At 48.6% G+C, this 23,360-nt stretch carries 28 protein-coding genes and 1 tRNA gene; 19 read left to right on the top strand and 10 right to left on the bottom strand.

Annotated elements, in window-relative coordinates; genetic code table 11:
* Positions 1 to 327: 327 nt before the first annotated feature.
* Both QW520_00770 and QW520_00775 read left to right on the top strand, forming a co-directional pair.
* On the top strand, positions 328 to 867 hold the full coding sequence (locus QW520_00770) for a hypothetical protein (protein ID MEM0448343.1): 540 nt from the start codon (positions 328 to 330) through the stop codon (positions 865 to 867).
* Positions 868 to 944: 77 nt separating this feature from the next.
* The gene (locus QW520_00775; GenBank protein ID MEM0448344.1) at positions 945 to 1,220 is read left to right on the top strand and encodes a winged helix DNA-binding protein; all 276 of its coding nucleotides are present in this window, start codon (positions 945 to 947) and stop codon (positions 1,218 to 1,220) included.
* Positions 1,221 to 1,233: 13 nt separating this feature from the next.
* On the opposite strand, the gene QW520_00780 is transcribed toward QW520_00775, so the two are convergent.
* From QW520_00780 to QW520_00795, 4 genes are all read right to left on the bottom strand, one after another.
* Positions 1,234 to 1,995 carry a SagB/ThcOx family dehydrogenase gene (locus tag QW520_00780; protein MEM0448345.1) on the bottom strand — a complete coding sequence of 254 codons (762 nt, stop codon included), beginning with the start codon at positions 1,993 to 1,995 and terminating at the stop codon, positions 1,234 to 1,236.
* Positions 1,995 to 3,170, bottom strand: coding sequence for a glycosyltransferase family 4 protein (locus QW520_00785; GenBank protein MEM0448346.1), 1,176 nt, complete (start codon positions 3,168 to 3,170; stop codon positions 1,995 to 1,997). Before QW520_00785 ends, QW520_00780 begins: the two co-directional genes overlap by 1 nt.
* A gap of 50 nt (positions 3,171 to 3,220) precedes the next feature.
* Positions 3,221 to 5,755 carry a cation-transporting P-type ATPase gene (locus tag QW520_00790; GenBank protein MEM0448347.1) on the bottom strand — a complete coding sequence of 845 codons (2,535 nt, stop codon included), beginning with the start codon at positions 5,753 to 5,755 and terminating at the stop codon, positions 3,221 to 3,223.
* An 84-nt stretch (positions 5,756 to 5,839) separates the two neighbouring features.
* A complete protein-coding gene (locus QW520_00795; protein MEM0448348.1) occupies positions 5,840 to 6,895 on the bottom strand; it encodes an aminopeptidase in 1,056 nt (351 codons plus the stop codon).
* 149 nt (positions 6,896 to 7,044) lie between these two features.
* Between QW520_00795 and QW520_00800 the strand changes: the two genes are divergently transcribed.
* Positions 7,045 to 7,554 (top strand): redoxin domain-containing protein, encoded by a 510-nt coding sequence (locus QW520_00800; GenBank protein ID MEM0448349.1) that lies wholly within the window; start codon positions 7,045 to 7,047, stop codon positions 7,552 to 7,554.
* Here QW520_00800 and QW520_00805 read toward each other — a convergent pair.
* Both QW520_00805 and QW520_00810 read right to left on the bottom strand, forming a co-directional pair.
* Entirely contained in the window at positions 7,533 to 8,093 is a 561-nt protein-coding gene (locus tag QW520_00805) for a class I SAM-dependent methyltransferase (protein ID MEM0448350.1), read from the bottom strand. The genes QW520_00800 and QW520_00805 overlap by 22 nt on opposite strands.
* The gene (locus QW520_00810) at positions 8,062 to 8,769 is read right to left on the bottom strand and encodes a diphthine--ammonia ligase (GenBank protein MEM0448351.1); all 708 of its coding nucleotides are present in this window, start codon (positions 8,767 to 8,769) and stop codon (positions 8,062 to 8,064) included. Before QW520_00810 ends, QW520_00805 begins: the two co-directional genes overlap by 32 nt.
* Before the next feature lie 81 nt (positions 8,770 to 8,850).
* Between QW520_00810 and QW520_00815 the strand changes: the two genes are divergently transcribed.
* The 3 genes from QW520_00815 to rpiA are packed head-to-tail and all read left to right on the top strand — an operon-like array spanning position 8,851 to position 10,431.
* Positions 8,851 to 9,021 carry a hypothetical protein gene (locus QW520_00815; GenBank protein ID MEM0448352.1) on the top strand — a complete coding sequence of 57 codons (171 nt, stop codon included), beginning with the start codon at positions 8,851 to 8,853 and terminating at the stop codon, positions 9,019 to 9,021.
* Positions 9,011 to 9,721 (top strand): creatininase family protein, encoded by a 711-nt coding sequence (locus QW520_00820; GenBank protein MEM0448353.1) that lies wholly within the window; start codon positions 9,011 to 9,013, stop codon positions 9,719 to 9,721. The genes QW520_00815 and QW520_00820 overlap by 11 nt, the downstream gene beginning before the upstream one ends.
* Before the next feature lie 5 nt (positions 9,722 to 9,726).
* Positions 9,727 to 10,431 (top strand): ribose-5-phosphate isomerase RpiA, encoded by a 705-nt coding sequence (rpiA, locus tag QW520_00825; GenBank protein ID MEM0448354.1) that lies wholly within the window; start codon positions 9,727 to 9,729, stop codon positions 10,429 to 10,431.
* On the opposite strand, the gene QW520_00830 is transcribed toward rpiA, so the two are convergent.
* A complete protein-coding gene (locus QW520_00830) occupies positions 10,400 to 10,762 on the bottom strand; it encodes an ArsR family transcriptional regulator (GenBank protein MEM0448355.1) in 363 nt (120 codons plus the stop codon). The two genes, rpiA and QW520_00830, sit on opposite strands and share 32 nt — an antisense overlap.
* A 542-nt stretch (positions 10,763 to 11,304) precedes the next feature.
* On the opposite strand from QW520_00830, the gene QW520_00835 reads away from it, so the two are divergent.
* From QW520_00835 to QW520_00855, 5 genes are read left to right on the top strand one after another with little or no spacing between them, the layout of a single operon-like run.
* Complete coding sequence (locus QW520_00835) at positions 11,305 to 11,583, top strand: 50S ribosomal protein L44e (GenBank protein MEM0448356.1); 279 nt, start codon at positions 11,305 to 11,307, stop codon at positions 11,581 to 11,583.
* A gap of 5 nt (positions 11,584 to 11,588) precedes the next feature.
* Positions 11,589 to 11,762 (top strand): 30S ribosomal protein S27e, encoded by a 174-nt coding sequence (locus QW520_00840; protein ID MEM0448357.1) that lies wholly within the window; start codon positions 11,589 to 11,591, stop codon positions 11,760 to 11,762.
* Entirely contained in the window at positions 11,763 to 12,545 is a 783-nt protein-coding gene (locus tag QW520_00845; protein ID MEM0448358.1) for a translation initiation factor IF-2 subunit alpha, read from the top strand.
* A gap of 57 nt (positions 12,546 to 12,602) precedes the next feature.
* Complete coding sequence (locus tag QW520_00850; GenBank protein ID MEM0448359.1) at positions 12,603 to 12,782, top strand: RNA-protein complex protein Nop10; 180 nt, start codon at positions 12,603 to 12,605, stop codon at positions 12,780 to 12,782.
* Complete coding sequence (locus QW520_00855) at positions 12,769 to 13,527, top strand: proteasome assembly chaperone family protein (GenBank protein MEM0448360.1); 759 nt, start codon at positions 12,769 to 12,771, stop codon at positions 13,525 to 13,527. Before QW520_00850 ends, QW520_00855 begins: the two co-directional genes overlap by 14 nt.
* Before the next feature lie 354 nt (positions 13,528 to 13,881).
* On the opposite strand, the gene QW520_00860 is transcribed toward QW520_00855, so the two are convergent.
* Positions 13,882 to 14,121, bottom strand: coding sequence for a ribbon-helix-helix domain-containing protein (locus QW520_00860; protein ID MEM0448361.1), 240 nt, complete (start codon positions 14,119 to 14,121; stop codon positions 13,882 to 13,884).
* A 209-nt stretch (positions 14,122 to 14,330) separates the two neighbouring features.
* Here QW520_00860 and QW520_00865 point away from each other — a divergent pair.
* Positions 14,331 to 14,437 (top strand) — tRNA-Tyr (locus QW520_00865).
* Between the two features lie 451 nt (positions 14,438 to 14,888).
* Positions 14,889 to 15,920, top strand: coding sequence for an ATP-binding protein (locus QW520_00870; protein ID MEM0448362.1), 1,032 nt, complete (start codon positions 14,889 to 14,891; stop codon positions 15,918 to 15,920).
* Positions 15,921 to 15,968: 48 nt separating this feature from the next.
* Here the strand turns inward: QW520_00870 and QW520_00875 are convergent, their stop codons facing one another.
* Positions 15,969 to 17,261, bottom strand: a complete 1,293-nt coding sequence (locus QW520_00875) for an amidohydrolase family protein (GenBank protein MEM0448363.1) — start codon at positions 17,259 to 17,261, stop codon at positions 15,969 to 15,971.
* A gap of 96 nt (positions 17,262 to 17,357) precedes the next feature.
* On the opposite strand from QW520_00875, the gene QW520_00880 reads away from it, so the two are divergent.
* The 6 genes from QW520_00880 (at position 17,358) to QW520_00905 (ending at position 21,684) form a co-directional block, all read left to right on the top strand.
* Positions 17,358 to 18,167, top strand: coding sequence for an MBL fold metallo-hydrolase (locus tag QW520_00880; protein ID MEM0448364.1), 810 nt, complete (start codon positions 17,358 to 17,360; stop codon positions 18,165 to 18,167).
* 49 nt (positions 18,168 to 18,216) lie between these two features.
* On the top strand, positions 18,217 to 18,810 hold the full coding sequence (locus QW520_00885) for a GTP-binding protein (GenBank protein MEM0448365.1): 594 nt from the start codon (positions 18,217 to 18,219) through the stop codon (positions 18,808 to 18,810).
* On the top strand, positions 18,810 to 19,235 hold the full coding sequence (locus tag QW520_00890) for a hypothetical protein (protein ID MEM0448366.1): 426 nt from the start codon (positions 18,810 to 18,812) through the stop codon (positions 19,233 to 19,235). Before QW520_00885 ends, QW520_00890 begins: the two co-directional genes overlap by 1 nt.
* A 5-nt stretch (positions 19,236 to 19,240) precedes the next feature.
* Complete coding sequence (locus QW520_00895) at positions 19,241 to 20,869, top strand: methylamine methyltransferase corrinoid protein reductive activase (GenBank protein ID MEM0448367.1); 1,629 nt, start codon at positions 19,241 to 19,243, stop codon at positions 20,867 to 20,869.
* A 266-nt stretch (positions 20,870 to 21,135) separates the two neighbouring features.
* A complete protein-coding gene (locus tag QW520_00900) occupies positions 21,136 to 21,312 on the top strand; it encodes an HD domain-containing protein (protein ID MEM0448368.1) in 177 nt (58 codons plus the stop codon).
* 75 nt (positions 21,313 to 21,387) lie between these two features.
* Positions 21,388 to 21,684 (top strand): hypothetical protein, encoded by a 297-nt coding sequence (locus QW520_00905; protein MEM0448369.1) that lies wholly within the window; start codon positions 21,388 to 21,390, stop codon positions 21,682 to 21,684.
* 96 nt (positions 21,685 to 21,780) lie between these two features.
* On the opposite strand, the gene QW520_00910 is transcribed toward QW520_00905, so the two are convergent.
* Complete coding sequence (locus tag QW520_00910) at positions 21,781 to 23,190, bottom strand: methyltransferase MtaB domain-containing protein (GenBank protein MEM0448370.1); 1,410 nt, start codon at positions 23,188 to 23,190, stop codon at positions 21,781 to 21,783.
* Positions 23,191 to 23,360: the final 170 nt, after the last annotated feature.

Here is a 23,360-nt window from a genome sequence, read left to right on the forward strand (position 1 = left end):
TTTTTCCATTTTCTTATGATTTTCAATGATTGTTTGAATGTTGTAGAATTTTTTCATCTATCTCGAAAATTCGATTGGCATCCAGTCCGATGGGTAAAAGGCTTGAAAGAACTTCTTGATGATGATTTTAGCTCGAGCGCTCAAAGAGAATCCTCATCTCGAAGATTGCCGAGATTGAAGCTCCGTCAAATCATAACATGTCAAGAGGGGATAAACGTGCCGCAGCGTAGCGGCTGCTGTGTCTTTTTGTCTTATTTAGCATAATCTTTCCTAATTATGCATAATCTTTCATAATGTTTCATATTGTTGAAAGATGTTGCTTGTACAATGATTAGACGAACCCCTAATGGACTTCCAAAGATCGCGAGCACGGCGTACATATCTGATTCAGCTGAGATCGTGGGAAATGTGGTAATAGAGGACGATGTCTTCATTGCACCTCATGCCACCCTTAGAGCAGATGAACCAGGCTCCAGCATAATCATACGTTCTGGATGCAATGTACAAGATGGAAGCATAGTGCATGCTCTGAGCGGTAGCCTGGCTGAAATTGGAAGAAGGTCGACTCTTGGGCATGGTTGCATTGTTCATGGCCCTTGCACCATCGGTGAAGAGAGCTTCGTAGGGTTCGGCACCGTCATATTCAAGAGCAAATTAGGGGAGAGATGTTTTGTCATGCATCGCGCCGTCATTTATAACGTGGAAGTCCCTCCTAATAGCTTTGTGAAGATAGGGCAGATTTTGGAAGATCCCAAAGGAGTCGAAAATTTACCGATGGTGCCTGAGGAGTACGCCTCGTTCGCGGGGAACGTGATTAACATGAATCTTATGCTAGCGAGAAGCTATTCGGAATATGCAAGAGGATGATAAGCGAAGATGATGACTGAAATCGAATCCTTTCGTATTTCTTTATTAACTAAGATGCATAAGAGGTCCAGATAGCTTTGAGAGAGTTAGTCAGATGGGTGCTCGGTGTTGACCGCAGAGTCCTGGTGATGAAGGAGATCAGCCGGAGTGATATAGTCAAGCCAGCAAAGATCGCGGAGCGTTATGGTCGTTCAGTTCAGAACATAAGTAGAGCTATTCATGAACTTGAGGGACAAGGATTGGTAGAGTGCCTTACCCCTTCGAAGAAGACTTGGAAGAGATACATCCTTACAGAAAAGGGAAAGAAAGTGTACCAGGAATTGATGAAGTCGGGCCTGTTAGGCAATGAGTGAAAAGATCAGGACACTAAGGATGAACCCTGCCTACTGGGGCAAGATATATGACAAATTCTTCCATGCCATCCAATCTAAGTAGCTCGTCCATAGCTTCTTGATCATAAGCAGCAACCGCCACCGTCCCTAAACCTAGGCTTTCGCAAGCCAAATACAAATTCTGGCACACGTGACCAGCATCCAAAGCGATCACTTTGTGAGAGACCTCTCCATAGCGCCACTCCATGCGTTGAGGAACGGTTGCCCAAATGAAGGTCGCAGCAGCGTTCATAGGATACCTCTGCCCCAACATGGCTCGAGCCAATTTTTCTCCGATTCTTTCTTCTTCAAATTCCATGACCAGTTTGTGATCTAAAGGCAAGTATCGATACACGCCTTTCTTCAGCCCGTATACATTGGTCGATGCAATGTATGTCTCGAGAGCGTGGCGATTTCCTGCTGAGGGCACAGTTCGATAAACCTGTCCACGCTTAATTTCCCTAACTCCTTGTGTTGCCCATAGCAAGAAAGATAGCTCATCTAGCAGGAGAGGTTCTGAGCTATATTCACGTCTACTCCTTCTTCGCGATATCGCTTCCCTGACGGACATGAAGCCTAAAGTCGTTGACCGGTGAGGATCTGGTAAAGTGATCAAAATAGCACCCTTACCGTATGGCTTCTGGATGGGCGGTGGGGGCAATCCTCGGCTTTGGTCGGTAGTGGAAAAGTCGAATTCCTTCCTCATGGTGTCTTTCAAGAACGATCGCAAGGCAAAGATCTTCTCTCTATTACTCATCAGTAACGAGTTCTGCTCTTCTCCTCAATAGACTTTTTGTAGCATTCAACCGTCTCCATGGCGCATCTTCTCCAACTAAGCTCCTCAGGCACTCGTACCGTTTTTGCCTGCTGAATACTAGTAGAGGCCGAGAGCGTGGAAATAATGGCGCTCCGGAGCGCTGGAACGTCATTAACAGGCACAACTGCCCTAAGTCTCTCAGATAGCTCCCGTGCTATCCCCACATCTGTTGAAATCACAGGACAACCGGCGCACATGGCCTCGATTATGGTGAGACCGAAACCCTCATGCTGGGAAGCACACACATGCACATCAGCACCCAAATAAGCATACCAAAGTTCTTCCTGGCATAGTCTTCCTAGGAATTTAACTCTAGACCCCATGCCAAGCTCTCTCGCAAGCTCCATAGCCCTTCGCCCATCACCGCTCCCTACTGCCACCACATAAGTATCTGGGATGCCAGATGCAGCCTTAATTATATTACCAAGGCATTTTCGTGGATCGTCCACCCTGCCTACGAATAGAATTACCTTCCCTGCAGGGAGGCCTAATCGACGGCGGGCTTCTTCAGGATCTATTAAGCCAACAGGAATTACTTCTTCGCTAACACCGTTCCAGATGATATCTATCCTACTAAAATCGACTTTATATAGAGTTTGAAGCCCTTGCGCCGTCTTATGGCTAACAGCAATGATTCTATCCACGAAACTGGTTCCGAACCGCTCCATCGCTGGAATCAGAAAGCCATTTTCCCCGAAGAAATCCATAATACGATCGGAAAACCTCAATCCTGCCCTTTTTGGAATCTCTCCCACGAGGTGATGCGCCGTGGCCACATAAGGAGGTCCTTTGGACTTATCCCTAAGACCTATGTAACCCAAACTATTCAGATGCACCACGTCAGGCCTTTGGGACCTGGGAGCATGACCAATTTTTCTCGATATTTTTAGGTCCAAGGCGATCCAGCGCAGAGTAGAGGCTTTACCTTGAACCCTATCGACTATAATCCCATCCTTCTCAGTGGGATGTGAATTATCGCATTTTTCGCCTCCAAACGTGATTACCTTGACCTCATGTCCAAGTTTGGCGAGTTCTTTAGTGAGATTAGCAGCATAAACTCCAGCTCCTCCCATGATCAAAGGAGGGTACTCGAAGGTAACGAAGGTTACGCGCATTCTGTTTCATAACTATCATAACTCATCATATCTTTTTGCAAAGCACCATCCTATGGCATTGGCCCATTGCGGTCCTGGGGCTTTCGCATGAGGTAATACTCCACCAGCTTTCTCGCCTCTATAGCCACAAAGCTAGTTACGGCTATCATCAGCACATACAGCCAGTGCTCCAGATTCATAGGTACGGTGTAGAACCAATCGTTCAGCAGGTATACGGCCGCCAGCTGTAGCACCATGCCCACCCCCACGCCCATATAGACGTAGGGATTTATGGTGAAGCTCCGACGCACGTTGACGAAGAAAGGCTCTTTCTCCTTCTGCGCCTGTATTCCATTTACCCATTGCGCCACCACCAGGCTGGTGAATACGATGGTGATTGCTAGCTCCCTAGAATAGCGTGTAAGTAGTAACTCATACATCTCGAAGATGAGCCAACCCACGGCCAGAGCAAAGAACAGAATGCGGAATATCTGCTCCCTGTCAAAGAATTGGTGCTGCGGGTCCCGAGGCATTCTAGCCATCACATCTCCCTCCTCCTTGGCGAAGGGGAAGGTCTTATCCTGAACGCCGTCCGTCACCAGATTGATCCACAATATCTGGATGGCAATCAAGGGCAAAGGCAAATTGGCCATAAGGGAGAGGGCGATGAGGACTATTTGATTAATGTTGGTGGAGAGGAGATAATAGATGACTTTGCGTATGTTATCAGCTATAATCCTTCCCATGCGAATGGCTTCAACGATCACGTTGAGGTTATTGTCAGTGATGATCATCTTTGCCGCCGACTTGGCCGCTTCGGTCCCTGAGCCCATGGCCACGCCAAGATCGGCCGCGCGTAGGGCCGGAACGTCATTCACGCCATCGCCCGTGACGGCTACGATTTCCCCACATGATTGAAGCACCTTCACCACGCGATATTTATGCTCAGGTATGACTCGAGCTAGCACTGTAACGTTTTGGAGTCGGGCGCACAGCTGTGAATCATCCAGACCCTCTAGCTCCTTGCCCGTCAACATACCATCGCCCTCGCTCCAGATGCCCACGGAGCGAGCTATGGCCAAGGCCGTCTTAGGATGATCTCCAGTGATCATTATCACCCTCATACCAGCCTTTTTTGCGGTCAATACCGCCTCCCGCACTCCCTCTTTGGGTGGGTCCAGGAAGCCAAGCAACCCCACGATTCTTACCTTCCATGAAGATGGTTCCTCATCACCCTCTCCCACTCCGAATGCCAAAACTCGTAAGCCTTTCTCGGCCAGGGAGTCTAGTTCTTTTTCGAGAGCGGCGAAATCCGCCTGGTTAGTGGCTATCGCCTTCAGCGACTCGTAGGCCCCCTTCACGAAGAGTTTCTTACCTTCGGTAGTTTCGTTGCATGTGGCCATCATTCGCAAATCGGCATCAAATGGGTGAGACCAGATGCGCGGGTTTCGGATGCGTTCCTCCTCGTATGACTCACCGAACCAATTGGCTATGGCCACATCTACACTGTCCCCCTTTCCATTCTTCGCATCGTTGCATAGCGCCCCGCACAGCCGCAACAAAGGTTCATCGAGGATAAAGGAACCTGCAACTGTCAAACGACCCTCAGTAATGGTCCCAGTTTTATCAGAAGCTATAACCGTGGCTGAACCCAAAGTCTCTACGGCCGGAAGGTAACGGGTGAGCGTCTTTCTCTTGCTCAAGGCCATGGCACCTATTACCGTGACTAGAGTGATGACCAGAGGAAGACCCTCTGGAACAGCCGATACCAGTTGTGCCACTAAAAGGTAGACCACATCCACCAAATCACGGCCTTGGGCTATGGCCAGAACGCCAAGGCTGGTAATTAACACCAAAATCAGAATTACATACCTGCGCGAGAATATTGCCAGCGCCTTGGTCAATGGGCTTTCGGGACTGGCTTCTTGGGCTTTTTCAGCCAACCCTGCTATATACGTATCCGAACCGGTCGCTGTAACCAACGCCTTTCCAGAACCTCTGGTCACCACTGTTCCTGATATCAGGCAGTTGGTAAGCTCGTAAGGCATGGCCTTTTCCGGAAGAAGGATTTCGACCTGCTTGGACACCGGTACCGATTCACCCGTGATGGATGATTCATCTATCATCAAGCCAGAAGATTCCAGTAGACGAGCGTCAGCGCTCACCAGATCTCCTTCGCTAAGAAGTATCACATCACCGGGTACGAGGTCCGTAGAGGGGACCTCCACCTCCTTTCCGTCCCTGAGAACTTTCGTCCTTGTCTCGGTCAGCTTCTTCAGGGCTTGTATGGAAGCCTCGGCCTTTAACTCCTGCCAGAATCCGATAAGGCTATTGAATAGTATGAGGCCGACGATGATGATAGTGTCTTTGAAATCACCGATCAGCAATGTCAGAATCGCCGCAGCTATGAGGATGTAAACTAGAATGCTTTTGAATTGCCTCAAGAAAAGCTTAAGATGTGATGGTTTCTCTTCTCGCAATGAGTTCGGCCCATAGCGGGCTAACCGCTCTGTCGCTTCAGCCTGAGTGAGACCGGTTATGTTGGAAGCGTATCGCTCCAAAGCCTCTGATGGACTGAGAGTCTGCGGATTGCCTTTAAGCGACATCCTTTCCCCATTTCAGAATTTATTTATAAGGTTAAGTACGAATCCGATGTAAGAATCCGTTTTTAACTTTCATTTCTCCGCCAATCAAATCAATATCTCTCCGTCCTTCATTATCTGCCTGCCATCCACAAATAAGGAGGGGTTCAAAACCAAGCAGTCCTGATGAATCAATGCGTGCGCATCATTATCCAAGTTCGAACCGATGGCGAAATGTACCGTACTCCAAACTTTCTCGTCTTCTAACATGTTGCAGGTCATTTTAGCCTTCGGGTTTATGCCTATGCCTAACTCTCCTATGGCTCGAGCGTTTCTCTCCTCTTCCTTCTTCCCCATCTCCCTGGCCAAGGTTTCACCCCGTTCGATGACCTTTAGCAGCATCTCTGCCTCTTTCCCACCCTCGATTTGGGTTATGAATCCACCCTTCAGAAATACTTTCACTGGTTCCTTAGGGATGATGGGATTTGGAACGAGATCCAATGTGCCATCGAATACGATTACGCCTTCCACTGTTCCGTTCCGTGGCGATACATATGCCTCTCCGCACGGGAGATTGCCTCCCTTTCCTGGCCATCGGAAGTCGCCATCGTCAACTTGGCCCTTTCTGCCCTCAATAGAGAAGCATATGTTTGTGCCAGCAGGCGAAGTCACATGCATTTCCTTGCCATCGTCCAGGACATCTTTCAGTTTTGAGGCCAGCGCCCTCATGGTAGAATAATCCACGGGGACGCATCTCTCAAACATGTCCACCGTGACGCCTGGAGACCAGAAACTTCTACACCTTCTGTTTCCCCATAAGACAGCATCATAGATGTGATTGTACTGCTTCCCATCCCTTCCTACATAACCCAACTTCAATCCGAAGGGGTCCTTCCCTACCTTTCGGTCAGTGATAGCTACGATTACATCCGGCTCGGATTTAATAGCCTCTAAAACGATGCGTTCGGCATCATCATACTGCGTCTTTCGTGGCTGCACCATGAACGTCGCTCTGGCCTTGGCCTCAAGCGCGGCCTCATAAATGAATCTGGCTATGGTAAAAGCATCGCAATCGAAATTGGAAATTATCAATACCTCTTCACCAGGCTGGACATCTAATACTTCCCTTATTGCCGCTTCTGCCGCCTTTTTCATTTTCGACATATGAATTCATTAAAGGGGGATGATTTGCACCTATTTCCCTATTCTCTAATATCCTCCTTGATAATGAAACTCCTGACTCACCACAATTGTATGAATCTATTAGACGAGGTACAAACCATAAAACCTTGAAAGTCTTATGTGATGATGCCATGGAATCGAGCACCCTGCGACTAGGAGACATCGTGCCAGATTTCGAATTACCAGATGAGAGAGGACGACCATACCGTCTTAGCCAAGCTGTAAAGGAGGGGCCATTGGTCATCATCTTCTTCCCCTCTGTATGGGGAATGATGTGCGCCGTGGAGATGTCCACTTTCCGAGATATGATGCCCCAATTCGTCAAAGTGGGGGCTAGATTGTGCGCTTGCGATACCAATAGTCCCATGTCCAATGCTGCCTGGAAGGAGCAGATGAGATTGGAGTTCCCCCTTCTCAGCGATTTCGATGGAACGGTCGCAGCGAAGTTCGGCATACTCTGCGGCGAGGAAGGGTACATGAAGGGAAGGTCCAACAGGGCTATTTTCATAATCGACGACCAGATGCGCGCACGCTATATCTGGGTCGCTGACGATCCTTCCTTCGAGCCTGATTATGATCTTGTCCTAAAGGTCGCAACTGAGGTGGCAGCAGAGGTGGCTCAGAGGCGCACCAGTTCATAATGATAGTATTCTTCGAAACTATACAATCGATAGACACGCATGCTGACAAAGTATGTAGGGATTTTCGACTCCTCGATGCGCTCGTGCAAGGGAGGGCCAAAGCTCGTCTCCTTTTTCTGAAAGTCCACCAAGGTGCAGCGCCCCCCAGGTCGTAGGACTCTCTCGATCTCCTGAGCCAAAGCTCCCTTATCTTCCACTTCATGGAACATGTTGACCGCCACCACCCGGTCTAGGCTCGCACCGATTAAAGGTAGCTTCGTGGCCTCCGCCTGAATGGGTACCAATCGGGTTTTATCAAGCTCGTCCGCGGAGGACATCAAATCTTCAAGCATCTGTCGTTGAGAGTCCACGGCCAAAACTACCTTGCACCGTCTGACCAAAAGAAGGCTGAGATATCCTGTGCCACAACCTAAATCGGCACAGACCTCATCTAGCGTAGGGGACGCACGTTCCACTATCTCCTCTGCTGGCTGCTTCTTTTTCCGCAATTCATTCTTCAACTGTGCCCTATCCATGGCATTGAAACGATGAGTTACCATCTTTCTTATCCCCTAATTCAACATGAGTTATCAGGATCCTTCCTCCATCCCTGGAGATCTGGCTCTTATAATCAGAAACCACCAGGGGATGGATGTGAAGGGGGGAGTCCAGAACCAAGCTCTCATACTCTCCTCCTTCCCCAGAGGGGCTGACGCCTTTCGACCTTTTCAAGCTCCCAAGGTCTTCCAATGCTTTCTCGTCTAGGATTCTTCCTAACCATTCCTTTCCCAGGCCCTCCGCCATCACCGCCACCACCATGGCCCTCACCCCAGAGCCTATAATCTCGCGCATCAGGAGGCCTTGGTCCTTGCGCCAAAGGGGAGAGAATGTCCTTAGTCCCAGCTTATGGCACACGCCGTTTATGCGATCCCATTGATAATCGGAGGCCACCGCACCCGTCACCACTCCATCCACTTTTATGAGGGAGAGGGCACGCGCTAGAGCCTCAAGATCCCCTTCCTCACTTCCATCACTATGAACGGTTACCATACTCTTACCCATGGCTTCCGCCATAAGTGGTAGAAGGTGCAGGTTGGGGGTATGGAATACCAGGGAATAGGGATCTTCCGGCACCACGCTGACCAAAACACTCACTCGATGACCCATTTGCTCCATGAGATAAGCGGCATAGGTAGAGTCTTTTCCTCCAGAGAACAGCGCGGCCAGATTCATCATGCTATCGTAAGCACTGCGAATATAAGTCGCTTGTTGCGACCGGTTAGTGTTTTATCTCAGCATCACCGTGTTGGTGGTACGATGTATTGCCCCAAATGCAATAAGACTATTAAAAAGGAGAAGCTGGAGGCCCTGCGCAAAGAATTGATGGAACGCTATCATAGAGACCAATTGGAAAGGGGGCTCTGCCCTGTCTGCAACACAGAACTATTGGACCTGGATAAGATAAGGAGGGAAAAGAATGCGCGCTGAGGAGCTTACTGCCGCGGAGTTCGCCGACATAGTTAAGAAGTCACCCGTGGCCTTTATGCCGTTTGGGGCCATGGAAGCACATGGACCTCATCTGCCTCTGGGTACAGATAGTCTACAGCCAGAGGCCCTATGCAACGCCTTGGCTAAAAGATTAGGAGGAATCGTATTCCCTACCATAAGCTATGGCCATCACTCCTCCACGCGCAATATGCCAGGGACTATTGCCATTAGCTATGATACTTTGAGATCCTTGACCAAGGATGTACTCGAGTCATTAGAAAGGAACGGCATTACACGGATGGTCTTGGTTAGCGGTCACGCAGGCACGCTTCATATGGCAGCAATCAGAAACGCGGCTGAGGAGTTCGTGCGCCGCTCAAGGGCGAAAGTTATGGTCCTTAGTGACTATGATATCGCTTCTATGTTCCCCATGAGCGAGAATAGAGAGTGGCCAGATGGACATGGGGGCATGATCGAGACCTCAAGGATAATGGCCATCCGCCCGGATCTGGTCAGGAAGCAACGACCGAGAGGGCGCTTCTACGATAAAGGATATATGATCGTCCCTGACCCTGAGACCTGCATGCCCGAAGGCATGGTAGGAGATACCACCGAGGCCAGCGCTGAGCTAGGGGAAAGAGTGAATTCTTTCATCCTAGAGAGGTTGGCAGAACTTGTAGAGCGTAATCTGATGAGGTGAGCCATTTGGACAAGAAGAGGGCAGCGGCAGAGAAGGCAGTATCGATGATCAAGGACGGCATGATCATAGGTTTAGGGACCGGCAGCACCGCGGCTCACGCCATCGAGTTGATAGGGAGGAGGGTGGCAGAGGGGCTGAGTATTGTGGGCATTCCTACCTCGACCACCACGGAATCTCTGGCCAAGGAGGCAGGGATTCCTTTGGTCTCGCTGGATGAGGTGGAGAAAGTAGACCTCACCATAGATGGAGCAGATGAGGTGGATCCGAATTTGGACCTGATCAAGGGCATGGGTGGCGCTCTGCTGAGGGAAAAAGTAGTGGCCTTTGCTTCGACTGAAGAGGTTATTATCGTTGACGATTCAAAACTGGTGGAAGTACTGGGAACCAAGTCCCCTCTTCCTGTGGAGGTCGTGCCTTTTGGTCACAGGAAAACAGCTAAAGCCTTAGAGGCTTTAGGATGCAAAGCTGCTCTAAAAGGAGGGGACCGCCCCTTCATCACCGACAATGGTAATCTGATTTATGAGTGCAAATTCCGGAGTATAGATGATCCAAAAATGTTAGAGGCTAAGATTCACCTTATCCCTGGTGTGGTAGAGTGCGGCTTGTTCCTGAATTTGGCGACTAAAGTGGTGATAGCCTCAGAGAAAGGCACGGAGGTGCGGTCTAGAAGCAACTTGCCTAGGCCTGCTCACTTTGAATCACATTTTTGAGCGCTTCGATGTTGGCCTCGATGCGCTCAATTCTCTTCCTTTCCTCCTTTTCCAATGCCTCAACGATCTTTTCAAAAGGTATGGCAAGCTTGTAGGCATGTACTGGTCGTCCTTTTCCTTCCTTCTTTATATCGCGCTTTGTGACCCATTTGCGCCGACGCAGCTCCTGCATAGCTATGGATACCTCAGGCTGGCGCAAGGCTGTCGATATTTCTATCTCCACTGAGGTTGTCTCATCCTTCTTTCGCAAAAATGCTAATGTTTTGGCCACATTCTTTGGCATCCCGGTGTTTATCAGCAACTCCACCAGGGTATCGTCCTTTTTACTCAAACCTCTCTCCCCCATAAATTTCAACCTAATGAAATATTATTCTGTTCATATTTACCCTTTTCTATTAACCCTTGAATTCAAATGCCTTCCTACAATCTGGATAGTCAGCTCACCGAACCAAACTCGGACCGTAAGTGGGCATGATTGCAGCGCGAAACTTCGAAAAATTTCACCAACTATAAAAAAGATGCGATATTTATCATGCCTCGATATTACTCATTTCTTTTTCGACAGAATCTTCATCAAAATCATTTAATAATTATATATATTAAGTAATTATAATATAAAGGTAATTATGATATTAAAAAACGCCACAGTTGGGTCGATTAACTTATTATTTTACTTTCGATCGCTTCAGCGATATGATGAATGTGTTTATGCCTTAAATGAAAAATCAAGTAAAATTATTGAAACGCGCCCCTTTCCCTTCTCCTCCAAAATGCCAGTTGCGGCTTCCAAGGACTTCTGCACTTCTTCCTGAAGGCATTGTTCTTATATATGAAATGAGTGTTAGGGCTTCCTGCTTCCGAGGTGAACCTATAATGAAGATGCCCAGGAACATCGACACCTATTGCCCATTTTGCAAAACGCACAATGAGCATGAGGTGGAGAGGGTAAAGAAGAAGAAAGCCAGCGAGCTGAAGTGGGGGCAGAGGCGCTTCCGTCGTGCCACCTCTGGATATGGAGGCTTTCCCAGGCCCAAGCCTGAAGGCCGCGAGAAGCCAACCAAGCGTATAGCCCTGCGCTATCGCTGTAAGAAGTGCAAGAAAGCGCACCAGAAGCCATGCTTCCGGGCTAAGAAGTTCGAGCTCACGGAGTGATACCAATGGTCCACACAGGTAATTTTGTCAAGGTCAAGTGCCCCGACTGCCAGAATGAGCAGATCGCATTCAAGCGACCATCCACTCCCGTTACGTGCCATGTTTGCGGCTCCACTCTAATACGCCCTCGAGGTGGCAACGGAGCCTTCAAGGGACAACTCATTGAGGTGGTAGACTAAATGCGTAAGGCCCCAGAGTTCCCTGAAGAAGGCGAATTGGTTGTCTGTACCGTGCAGAACGTGAAGAACTTTGGGGCATTCGTTACTCTAGATGAGTATGGGGGAAAAGAAGGCTTCGTCCATGTAAGGGATGTGGCCACTGGATGGGTAAAATACATTCGCGATTACATAAGAGAAGGGCAGAAAGTCGTTTGCAAAGTCCTGGGCGTCGATCCATCGAAGGGACACATAGACCTTTCATTGAAATCGGTGAATGAGCATCAAAGGCGCGAGAAGATACAACAGTGGAAGAACGAGACCAAAGCGGAGAAGTTGCTGGAGATAGTGGCTGAACGCTTGGGAATCACCTTAGATCAAGCTTATGAGAGGTTCGCGGATGAGCTGATAGAAAAGTTTGGGAGCCTCTATAACGCCTTTGAGCAGTGCTCTGCCAACGAAAAGACCCTGGAGGAGAGTGGACTATCAGGCCCTTGGACGAAAGTGTTCATCGAGGTAGCAAAAGACAATGTGACGCCACCGTTCGTGCAAATCTCAGGTGTATTGGAGCTGAAGTGCCCTGCCTCGGATGGAGTAGAGAAGATTAAGAGTTCCATTTTAAAGGGATTAGAAAGGGGCAAGGATCGCATCAACGTGCAGTACATTGGCGCACCTCGATACCGCATAATCGTAACCGCGCCGGATTACAAATCGGCGGAGGAAGAATTGCGCCAGGTGACTGGGACGATTATCGAGAGCATTAAAGCGTGTGGCGGAGAGGGCGAATTTCACCGGGAGGCGAAATAGCGAGACAGGGCAAATACTTCTACCTGTTACGCCATTTTCTTAATGGAAAGGTTAAAAATGAAGACCTCGTTTAGAAAGTGCCCTAAATGCCAGGAGTACTCTTTGGACGAGAGGTGCGGCAGATGCGGTGTGGCGACAGTGGTGCCGGTTCCTCCGCGCTACTCTCCTGAGGATCGCTATGGCGAGTACAGAAGAAGGCTGAAGAGGGAGGCAGGTGAAATCGATGGAAAATATTAGAATTGTATACTATGAGGAGCCGAAGCTTCAATCGCCCGTCCTGGTTGAGGGGTTACCGGGCGTTGGCAACGTTGGAAAACTGGCTGCGGAACATATGGTGGAACAGGTGAAGGCTGTCAAGTTCGCTGATATTTACTCCAAGTATTTCCCTCCCCAGGTGCTACTGGACGATGAAGGGGTGGTGAGACTCGTCTCCAACTCGCTTTACTATTATAAAGGAAAAGGGAAGCGGCCTGACATCATATTCTTAACGGGTGATTATCAAGGCCTCACCCCAGAAGGTCAGTATGAGCTTTCTGCCTTTATTATCGACCTGGTGCGAAAATGGAATGTCAGCCGCATTTACACTTTAGGAGGCTACGGCATAGGAAAGATGGTGGAGAAGCCTCGCGTGCTTGGTGCCGCCACCGACAAAGAAATGGTGGAGGAGATGAAGGCTAAGGGAGTGATCTTTTCCAAGGGCGAGCCAGGCAGCGGAATAGTAGGAGCCAGCGGATTGCTCCTTGGCTTAGGAAAGATAGAGGGCATAAAAGCTGTATGCTTAATGGGTGAGACCTCCGGCTATTTTGTAGACCCGAAGGGGGCAGAGGCAGTGCTGCGCATACTCGCCTCGATACTGGGGGTGGAGCTTGACTTTACAGAGTTGGAGAGCAAGGCGGAGCAGATTGACCTCATAACCTCGAGGCTCAAAGAGCTGGAGACCCCGCAAGAGCCTAAGAGAGAAGACCTCGGCTATATCGGATGAGCAGTTGAGACTCTTAGTCCATAGAGTGTTGACTCCTGCGAAGAGAGTCTCATCCTAGCATGCTCTCCACAGCGTGTTGCAAATAGCTGCTAGTCTATTCTCATCTTATTTATGTTCTCTCGAGCACTAATAGTCAGAATGAGTAGCAGATCGTGATGCGTCCTTGATGCTATACCAGAAAAGTAGGTTGTTATCTTTGTAAGTTAACTATGAAAAATAATATAATGATTTATAAAAAAAATTCTATTTAATCAAAACAGCACTGATCTTTAAAAAAATAAGAAAAAAAGGGGGGAGGTAATCGTGACCCCTGAAACTGAGTGAATGTGCATCCCATCCCATTCTATCTCAGGCTCATTTCTTAAGATATTGCTGTTCGAACTCCTCCATCGCTGCCAAGGTCCTTTCCGCCTCCTCCATTTTCTTCACCTTTTCCATCACCATCTCCACTCGCTGGTAGGTGAAGTCGCGGATGGCCGCCCTGATGGCTTCCGATCTAGAAGGGAAATCGTCCACCTTTACCAGGAAATCGAGAGCCCTAATGTACCTAGCAGGCAGGCGTAATGTGACCTTCTCCAGATCGTCTCCTTCCATCAGCGCACCTTGGAGGACATGAGAGGTCTATCCGACCTCTTTTGTCGGACAAAAGATAACGCAAGAAGGGTATATATAGATTCCCATCTCAGAATTACATCGAAAACCCCTAGAGAGCTGAGGATGAACCGCCTGGTGCCGCGATCGCGTCGAGCATAAGCAACTCAAGGAACAAAATTTCAAATATGGTTTCTGTATTTTAGTGCGTACCCGACTTAGCTCAGTCTGGTTAGAGCGGCTGACTGTAGTGGGTTTCCGGCATGTCCGGTCTCCAGCCGTTATCAGCAGGCGCCCGGTTCAAATCCGGGAGTCGGGACTTCATTTTAATTAAAGATGATTTCAAAGTTTCGAATTTATGCATAATTTGATAATCCTTTTTGGATCCTTTTCTGAGGGCTTAAGAAAATTCTTTTTCTGAGGGGCTCATAGTTTCTTCATGGCCTTAAGAAAACTCCTCTTTGATAATCCGAGATTCTAACTTATCATTGCCTTTCCCAAAAGACGTAGTGAACTTAAGTTCGAATTAACCGCAGGACCCCACTCTAATTTTATAAATGGAAAACAAAATAACTTTCTACATGAAATTAGACTCAAGGAGAACGCAATATAATTCATGAACATTCGAAATATTATAGAAATGATGGCTTTCTGCATATACTACTGAGTATCAAATGGCGGACTTGTGGGCGCTCATTATATATTTTGTAGGATTAATCTATATCATCCATCGCGCATTCATATAATGCGATGCAAGATGAGTGGATGATATGTTCAAAGGCCCCATTAAGGTTCTGGTAATCATTGCCAAAGAGGATTTGCGAAAGCATATGCTGGATATAATCTCGCGTTCTCCTATAGTGAAGATGGAACCTACCATGGCAGTTACCTTCAATGAAGGCGCGAACTTGGCCACCCAGGATAAATTCGGAGTGGCTCTTGTGGACCTTGATCTTCCAGATTGCGCGGGGCTAGATGCTTTAGTAAGGCTGAGGGAGAAGGCTCCACGACTTCCCATCACTATACTAACGAATTCTTTGGATGAAAGTGCAATGGCAAAGGCGAGACAACTTGGGGCTCAGAATCACGCCATAATCGGTCATTTCGATGAGGTGTCTCTGCCAAGTTTCCTTCTGTGCGCTATGGAACGTCAAACGGCAGATGAAATGAATAAGACGTTGAAGGTCGTGAACAGCATTCTTCGCCATGATGTGCTGAATAATCTTACCGTAATTGGTGGGTCCTTGGAAATTTTCAAAATGAAAAGAGATGAGAAGTTCCTCAACTCCGCCATTAATGCAGTGGATAGATCAGTTGACCTCATCAAGAAGATGAAGGAAGTGGAGAACGTAATCTCTCCCAAAGAGATGAAAAAAATAGATCTACGGATGGTACTGGAAGAGTTGGTGAAAAAATATTCAGGCAGTACCACTCGCTTTTTCTTATCAGGGGAAGGGAGCGTTTTGGCGGATGATGCGTTACCTTCCGTCTTCGATAACATCATCATAAACGCCCTGTTGCATTCCAACACAGATGAGGTGAGAATCGATATAACAGACCGTATTTCTGAAGGGATATGCGAGGTCCGTATCGCGGATAAGGGTATCGGCATTCCCGATGAAATAAAAGCAAAGATCTGGCAGGAGGGTTTCAAGTACGGGAAGAGCGGTCAATCCGGTCTAGGCCTATTCATCGTGCGCAAAGTGGTGGAGAGGTATGGGGGCTCTGTGAACGTGGTTGACAACATCCCCAAAGGCACTATCTTCATTGTTCGATTGCACCGATGGGAGGAGAACAAATAATCATTCGTAAAAACCATTATAATAAAAGATGTGAGCTTCAGCCCTTTCCTAGCAACGTTCCAAGAGCTCGTTGGCCATAGCCTGAGAATCTTCCAAGATTCTCTCTTCATCTAAAGTCATGATTTTGCGATCCAGCATCAAGATTTCGCCCCCGCAAATGCTAGTTTTCACATTACCCGCATGTGTGGAATAAACGATATTGGATATCACATTCCATTCATTCAAAGGACGGAGATTCGGAGCTTTTCCATCCAATATAATTATGTCCGCTCTCTTCCCCACTTCGATGGAGCCGAGCTCATCTCCCATACCGATGGCCTTGGCAGCATTTATAGTGGTGAAGTCGAGGACTTGTTGCGCGCTGCAAACGGTTGGATCCCAACGACTAGATTTCTGCAACAAGCACAGGGTTTTCATTTCCCCAAGCAAGTCCAGGCTGTTGTTGGTGCTGCACCCATCTGTTCCTAATGAAACGTTCACACCTTCTGCGAGCATCTCCGGAATGGGCGCTACGCCCCCGGTAGCTAGCTTCATATTACTGACCGGACAAGAGGCTATAGAAGTCTTGGAACGTGCTAGCGCCTTCACCTCATTCACCGTCAACCAAGCACAATGAGCTGCTAGGCACTGTGGACCAAGGAAGCCTATGCTTTCAAGCCATTCTGCTGGTCTCCTCCCTGTCGCCTCCTTATGCTCATAAACCTCTTTCCTAGTCTCAGATAAATGGAAATGCAGCAGTGCTCCCTGCGCTAAAGCGAATTCTTTTGAGGCCATGAAAGTCTCTTCCGAGCAAACGTAGACTCCTTGCAGCCCCACACCGGGGATTATTTTCTCCTTCCCTTTATGTGAAGCGTGGAAGTGCTTGCAGTTCTGCAAAGGCACTCCTTTCTGGGTGGTGAATCTCTGATCCAACACTGCCCAGCAAAGAACCCCCCTGAGACCCGAATTTTCCACCACCTTCGCTATAATATCCTCCGAGTAGTACAAATCCACAAATGTGGTAGTGCCAGAACGGATCAACTCCAGACATCCCAATCTAGCGCCAATGTCAATATCCTTCGCTTCTCTCTTCGCATCAGCTGCAAAGACCTTTTCCAGGAATTGGTCGAAAGGCATATCATCCGCTATGCCTCTCATGATGGCCATGGCCACATGGGTATGAGTGTTTATCAGGCCAGGCAGGACTATATCTCCGCTGGCATCGATTACCTGATCAGCTGATTCATTCACCTTCCCCACTTTAGCCAACTTTCCTTTCTCGATGAGGATGTCTCCGCGGAAGACGTGTCGCTTAGGGTTCTGAGTAACCACCATGCCGTTCTTGATGAGCAGACTCTTCATTCACACCAGGGCCAAATCCGAGTCAGCCTTAATCAATCTTTGTCGCATATGTGGAGGGAGTATGGATTAAATGAAAGCGAGGCTTTGAGGTGTGAGATGACAAAGATTATATTCTTGGGGACAGGGGGAGGACGATTCGCTACCGTTTACCAGGTGCGTCGCACCGGCGGAATATATCTAGAAGATGGGGCTCGGATACACCTCGACCCTGGGCCAGGAGCGTGCTTGGCCATGCGGAATATGCGCCTGGACCCTTCACGGACAGATGCCGTGATCATATCCCATTGTCATCCAGACCACTATGGGGACGCTGAGATAATCCTGGAGGGCATGACTTCATGCTCCTTCACCAGGAGAGGGTTGTTGGCAGGAAGCAGGAGCGCGATATTAGGTACAAGCGACTTTGGCCCTGCCATTTCTCGCTATCATCGTAGTATTATACCTGAAATTAAGGCCATGCTCCCTGGAGATGAGTTAGAGATAAAAGGGGTGCGCCTAAAAGCCACTCGCACTGCGCACACCGACCCTGATGGCATTGGCTTTCGCTTCTTGACCACCAAAGGCGTTGTTTGCTATGTGGGTGATACTGAGCTCCAGAATGAGATACTAGATGAGCATAAGGGCGCCAGGGTGCTGATCATGAATGTGACAACGCCTTTGCACTCGAGGGTCAGGTATCATTTGTGCACCGAAGATGCGGCAGAGATGGCAAGGGTGATCAAACCAGAGCTGGCAGTGATTACTCATTTTGGCTCTAAGATGGTGCATGATGGCCCCGAATATCAAAGACGATACGTGGAAGAGGAATCGGGGGTTAGAACCATAGCCGCGGAGGATTTCATGACTCTGCATTTAAACCAACGCATCTCGTTGCGCAGAATGAAGGCCGTTAAAGCATCTGGATAATCATGTAGAGACAATATTATTTTATGGCCAGAATGGTCTTTGGAAAAGGATGATCGTTTGTCAGATAGCAGGTTTCCTTGGCTCAGGCAAAACAACACTCATGATTCGCTTGGGTAAGGAGCTCAATCGGGCGGGGAAAAAGGTCGCTATAATCGTAAATGAAGTAGGCGAGGTAGGAGTGGATGGGACGTTAATCGATGCCTACGGCCTTCACGCAGTGGAGATCACTGAGGGATGTATTTGCTGCTCTTTATCTGGAAGCCTGCAGAACACCTTGAGGATAGTGGCTAAGGAATTCTCGCCCGATTTCATTCTGATAGAGCCCACGGGGTTGGCTCTGCCAAATAAAGTGAACGGTATAATCCGAGTCTCTATGGTGGAGACAGAGAGAAATGTCTCAGTGGCGCTGGTAGATGCTTTCAGGGCGGACGCCCTTTTTAAGGAGACCAGAGCTTTCTTCGCTAGGCAGATATCAGGGGTGGACGTAGTCGCGGTCAATAAAATCGATCTGGTGAGCGAAGAGAGGTTGAAGCAGATCGAAGCGCTTGTGAGAGAACTGGCTCCCGAGGCTAAGATAGCACGCATCTCCGCCCGCAAAGGACAGGGCGTGAATGAGCTTATGAAGGCTTTAGGGGTGGTTTGATGGAGGAAGACAGTAAAGCAATGGCGTCTGCGGGCTCATATGGAAGACGCGTACATTTCAAGCCTCGGGGCAAAATGGATGGAAAAACGCTAGCCTCAATCATGAACGCAGCTATGAGTCAGGCCGTACAGAACCTTATCCAAGGTGGCACACTATTGGGCCATTTTAAGGCCATAGCAACGACGGAAGAAGGCTTCGTGAAGATCAGCCTCATCGACCCAGTTATCGGCGCTGAGGCCGAAGATAACGTAAGCAGCAAAGACGTGGGTGAGGGTGTTATCAACATAATGGCAGCAGTGGCCGGACGCACTGACGAAGAGGTGAAAAGGGCCGTTGAAAACTGCATTTCTATTTTAGCCCGCTACCTTTGGATAGAGGAAAATAAGCAAATGACCTGCGCTAATAGAATCTTGGAACCGAGGTGAGACATTTGGAGGAGTTTGGAATAGCTTTGGACATAGGAACGAGCGGGACGAGGGCGCATGCACTAGACCTCAAGACAGGAAAGATCCTTTCCACCGCCATCACCGTGAGGCATCCCGTCCCTGGCATGAACGTGATGGATCATCTAACCTTTTGCATCGAGGTAGATAAGGATCTGGCTAGCAGGCTTTTGATAGATACCGCAAATCAACTTATGGGTATGCTGGGCGTCGATTTGAAAAAGGTGAAACGCCTGGCTATATGCGGAAACCCTATCCAGCTATCCATCTTTCAGAATATGGAGATAAGGGATTTGGCTTTTGCAGGAGAGAGAGCTCTAAAGGTAAGAGGCGTGGAGCTGCAAAAGCGAGACGCCAAGGTAATCAAGGCGGCAGATCTAGGCCTGGCCGTGAACCCTGAGGCTGATCTATTCGTGCCTCCTGCCATCAAACACGAAATTGGCGCAGACGCCCTAGCCATGATGGTTAAAAGTGGTCTCCTCGAAAGAAAGGAGAACTGCCTGGTGACAGACTATGGCACAAACGCAGAGATGGCGCTCAAAGTCGGGGATGAGATTTATACAGGCTCGGCAGCTGCTGGGCCAGCCATCGAGGGTCAGCACATAAGAAGCGGAATGCTTGCTTCTCCTGGAGCCATTTCCGATTTCGATTTCCAGTTCCAATGGCGCAACAAAGTCTTGGATGAGACGTTGATGGTGCAGGAAGGGGACCTGGTCGATCCAAGTACAGGTGTGGTGGTAGAGGAGGGGGCGATGCACGGGAAGGCCTTGGGGATTACGGGAACAGGAGTGATAGCCGCTATCGCCCTGGGTATGGAGACCAACTTAATAAAAACGCCTAATATATTAACCAATGATGGCGCCCTTCATTTCATGGATGGCATTGATCTTAGCCAACACGATTTTCAAGAGGCGGCAAAGACGTTTGGGGCTATGCGCGCGGGCCATTTCACCTTGTTAGAGCATGCCGGAATCAAGTTCGAAGAACTGGACAGCATGTATATGTCCGGAGCTTCAGGCACCTATGTGGATGCACTTAAAGCGCAAAAAGTAGGCCTCATACCTCCATCGTTCAATACTATATACCAAGTGGGCAACACCTCATTGGCCCTTGCCACTGATATTGTCCGGGACCCTGAGTGGATGGACAGACTACAAAGCATCGCCAACGGAATTCGCTCTAATCATGTTATGTTTGCTACCGATAAGGTATTCGAGCACATTTTCATTCAAGAATTGGCGTATTGGCAGGAAGGAATGCCGATTGAAGCCTACAACATGATGCTGCGCATGGAAGGGATACAAGAGCTCCCTTCGAAAATAAAGAGAGGTAAAGTGGTGAAGCTTGTCCAGCGAGATATTCCTGTACTAGGGGACAAGGGCTTGAAGATACTTCGCGACATTGGAGTTAGGATCGAAGGGTCTTTCTCTGGCTGTAATGGATGTAAGCGCTGCCTGAAAGAATGCCCAGAACGGGCCATAAGTATGGAGAAATTCAATGGTGGCTTTCACATATGCATATCCTCAGATTTATGTGGGGGAACTGCCTGCCTGCGCTGCGAGCAAGTTTGTCCAGAGAAGGTTTTCCGTTTCAAAGAGCTTAAAATTAGCAAATAGAGCTGAAGACTTTGCATGACAATAGGTTTAATAGTTAAAAAAAATACGGAATAATAAAGGATTAATAGATGAGGAGTGCAGCCTAAAAACCGTTCAAGGAACTTTGTTCTCTTGAGACGAAATAGAATAGAAAAAAAATTTGTGTTCAGAAAAGCCTGTCTATAATAATGGCAGAAATTCCACAGTGATTCGAAATATAATACATTCTCGTTGCGAACTCTAAAAGACCTATTGACCAATTCTTTCATTCATAAATAGGTGACAAATTGAGGCGAGATGATGCTTTGGCCCTAATACGCTCATACGCCAGACAAGAGAGTAACATAAAGCATATGCTAGCAGTTGGGGCGATAATGAGGAGAATGGCACATCGGTTGGGAGAAAATGAGGAGGAATGGGAGGTTACGGGCATCTTGCATGACATCGATTTCGAGATTTGCTGAGGCCCACATGAACATGGCCTCCTGGCTAGTAATATTCTAGAAGGGAAAGCGAGTAAATGCATTATAGAGGCCATAATGGCACATAATCATGAGTGCACAAATGTGCGAGTGGATAACAATCTGAAGAAAGCTTTGATCGCCTCAGATGCGGCCTCCGGCTTAATCATCGCCTGCGCTTTGGTTACACCTTCGAAAAAACTCGCTGACCTCCGGATGGAATCAGTAATCAAGAAATTTCATTCGAAGGATTTTGCCAAGAGAGTGGACCGAGGCAGGATCTCGCTTTGCGAGGAGATAGGGCTTCGAAGGGACGAGTTCTTGGCCATCTCTTTGGAAGCTTTAAAGATCATCTCTTCAGAACTTGGCCTATGATTCATTTTCAATAAATTCCAGATTAGCGATATTACTGAGTCAAATAAAGTAAAATTGGGAAAGGTTTTGGAATTGGTTTGAAATGGCGTTCACGGCTTACAATCCATAGTTCTTGGGATTGAACATGGGGATGTTCTTGTAAGTCTTGAGAGCCCAATCCTTAAACTTCTCCTGATCGTCTGGCAAAGATTTTAGGTCAGTGATGATCTTGGCCAGAACGTCCTTTTCCTGCTTGTTGAGGCGTAACCCATTCTTACTAGCGGCTGACTCTTGGATGAGCTCTGCTGCTTTAAGTCCAGCGGCTTTCGCTCTTAGGTATATGTCCTTGCCCTCTGAGACTATGGCCTCACCAATCTTGTACGCCTGCGGTATGGCTATGCAAAATCCCTCTGGGCTCTTGAACATGTCCGCCGCCATGTATAGGTCTCTCAGAGTTTTGTCGAGTTTTGCTTGCTTGGCGGTGTTCATGAGAGCCGCTTCGTAACCGATAACACCTAGCCAGCATGCGACAGAAGACCCTCCGAACTCTGGATGGTATTCCACTGACTCATTGGACCAAAGATCGCAGGTGTGCGCCATGAGGTTGCCCATAAGGTCGGCGTGAGCGCATTGGGCACCTTTTCCCTCTTGCGCGGAAGGTTTGCCCGAGATGGCCTTCAGGATTGGTCCCTCATAACCGCAATCCTTGTCAGGACCAGTCGCTCCAGCCTCATAAGCCACGAGAGTCCTGGCGGCAGCGATGCATCTCGTCACGGCGGCGAAGGTCCTGGCAACGTCTTTGTCCAGGTAGCCTCCGGCCATGAACATGGCCGTGTTCGCTCCAGCGCAGTTGGTGTCCCCTCCAGCAATTACCTTGTTCTTTTTGCATATGTCCACTAGCTGCGGCCAGAGCCATTCCATGTCCAATGAACCAAGATAGCCGATACCGAATAGCCAGGCTTTGATGTCTCCATTCATTATCGCCCAGTCTGCTACCTCTTTCCCACCCATGGACTCGATGGATATCACATCGGCTCCATTCTCGGCAGCCACCTCAGCAGCTTCGATAACCTTCTCAGGGTAGCTGTGAGTCTTATCCATGCCAGGGAGTAGACCTTTCTCGCATAGCCTTGGGTCAGCGATGGTGTGCCTAATAGAGAGTGCGATGCCATATTCATCATGATACTTCTCCATCATGGCTTTTTGGCCCGCTACCACCGGCTTCTCAAACTTTTGGGGGTCATTTACCATTTGGAAGATGTGCTCGTTCTCCAGCTGAACTGCAGGGAATCCTAGAGTTATAGCCCGGTCCAGGCAGTCTTTGGTGATATAGTCGACGTATTCTCTGACCAGTGTTTCTGGGGTTTTCTCTGCTCCGGGTCTGGGTGCGAAGTTTATTTCAGGTACTACCCAGCCTTGCCCAATCTTCTGGCCTAGCCCATACGAGACAGGATACTTAGCCTCTCCGAATACCACCTCATCAGCGCTCTTATATTCCATCTTAGTGAATCTTTTTAATGACGCCATACTCACACCTCCTTATTTGGCTCCATGGGCGCCCAAAAGTTCGTCCCACTTGTTGCGCAGCTTCTTGTAGTCCCAGCCCTCAACAGCCTTAGCGGCGAGCAGCGACCCGGCGAAGAACGCGGTGTTCCACAGGGCCTTGTGCTCGGCGCGCGCCTTCACGCGGAAGTCGA

The organism is Methanomassiliicoccales archaeon, assembly GCA_038740345.1.
Lineage (GTDB): Archaea > Thermoplasmatota > Thermoplasmata > Methanomassiliicoccales > UBA472 > JAJRAN01.

Bases quoted from the DNA above. Each gene is read 5' to 3' on its own strand.
- QW520_00770 (MEM0448343.1), top strand. From the start codon at position 328: ATGATTAGACGAACCCCTAATGGACTTCCAAAGATCGCGAGCACGGCG.
- QW520_00780 (MEM0448345.1), bottom strand. From the start codon at position 1,995: ATGAGTAATAGAGAGAAGATCTTTGCCTTGCGATCGTTCTTGAAAGAC.
- QW520_00785 (MEM0448346.1), bottom strand. From the start codon at position 3,170: ATGCGCGTAACCTTCGTTACCTTCGAGTACCCTCCTTTGATCATGGGA.
- QW520_00790 (MEM0448347.1), bottom strand. From the start codon at position 5,755: ATGTCGCTTAAAGGCAATCCGCAGACTCTCAGTCCATCAGAGGCTTTG.
- QW520_00795 (MEM0448348.1), bottom strand. From the start codon at position 6,895: ATGTCGAAAATGAAAAAGGCGGCAGAAGCGGCAATAAGGGAAGTATTA.
- QW520_00800 (MEM0448349.1), top strand. From the start codon at position 7,045: ATGGAATCGAGCACCCTGCGACTAGGAGACATCGTGCCAGATTTCGAA.
- QW520_00805 (MEM0448350.1), bottom strand. From the start codon at position 8,093: ATGGTAACTCATCGTTTCAATGCCATGGATAGGGCACAGTTGAAGAAT.
- QW520_00810 (MEM0448351.1), bottom strand. From the start codon at position 8,769: ATGATGAATCTGGCCGCGCTGTTCTCTGGAGGAAAAGACTCTACCTAT.
- QW520_00815 (MEM0448352.1), top strand. From the start codon at position 8,851: ATGTATTGCCCCAAATGCAATAAGACTATTAAAAAGGAGAAGCTGGAG.
- QW520_00820 (MEM0448353.1), top strand. From the start codon at position 9,011: ATGCGCGCTGAGGAGCTTACTGCCGCGGAGTTCGCCGACATAGTTAAG.
- QW520_00835 (MEM0448356.1), top strand. From the start codon at position 11,305: ATGAAGATGCCCAGGAACATCGACACCTATTGCCCATTTTGCAAAACG.
- QW520_00840 (MEM0448357.1), top strand. From the start codon at position 11,589: ATGGTCCACACAGGTAATTTTGTCAAGGTCAAGTGCCCCGACTGCCAG.
- QW520_00845 (MEM0448358.1), top strand. From the start codon at position 11,763: ATGCGTAAGGCCCCAGAGTTCCCTGAAGAAGGCGAATTGGTTGTCTGT.
- QW520_00850 (MEM0448359.1), top strand. From the start codon at position 12,603: ATGAAGACCTCGTTTAGAAAGTGCCCTAAATGCCAGGAGTACTCTTTG.
- QW520_00855 (MEM0448360.1), top strand. From the start codon at position 12,769: ATGGAAAATATTAGAATTGTATACTATGAGGAGCCGAAGCTTCAATCG.
- QW520_00860 (MEM0448361.1), bottom strand. From the start codon at position 14,121: ATGGAAGGAGACGATCTGGAGAAGGTCACATTACGCCTGCCTGCTAGG.
- QW520_00870 (MEM0448362.1), top strand. From the start codon at position 14,889: ATGTTCAAAGGCCCCATTAAGGTTCTGGTAATCATTGCCAAAGAGGAT.
- QW520_00875 (MEM0448363.1), bottom strand. From the start codon at position 17,261: ATGAAGAGTCTGCTCATCAAGAACGGCATGGTGGTTACTCAGAACCCT.
- QW520_00880 (MEM0448364.1), top strand. From the start codon at position 17,358: ATGACAAAGATTATATTCTTGGGGACAGGGGGAGGACGATTCGCTACC.
- QW520_00885 (MEM0448365.1), top strand. From the start codon at position 18,217: ATGATCGTTTGTCAGATAGCAGGTTTCCTTGGCTCAGGCAAAACAACA.
- QW520_00890 (MEM0448366.1), top strand. From the start codon at position 18,810: ATGGAGGAAGACAGTAAAGCAATGGCGTCTGCGGGCTCATATGGAAGA.
- QW520_00905 (MEM0448369.1), top strand. From the start codon at position 21,388: ATGGCACATAATCATGAGTGCACAAATGTGCGAGTGGATAACAATCTG.
- QW520_00910 (MEM0448370.1), bottom strand. From the start codon at position 23,190: ATGGCGTCATTAAAAAGATTCACTAAGATGGAATATAAGAGCGCTGAT.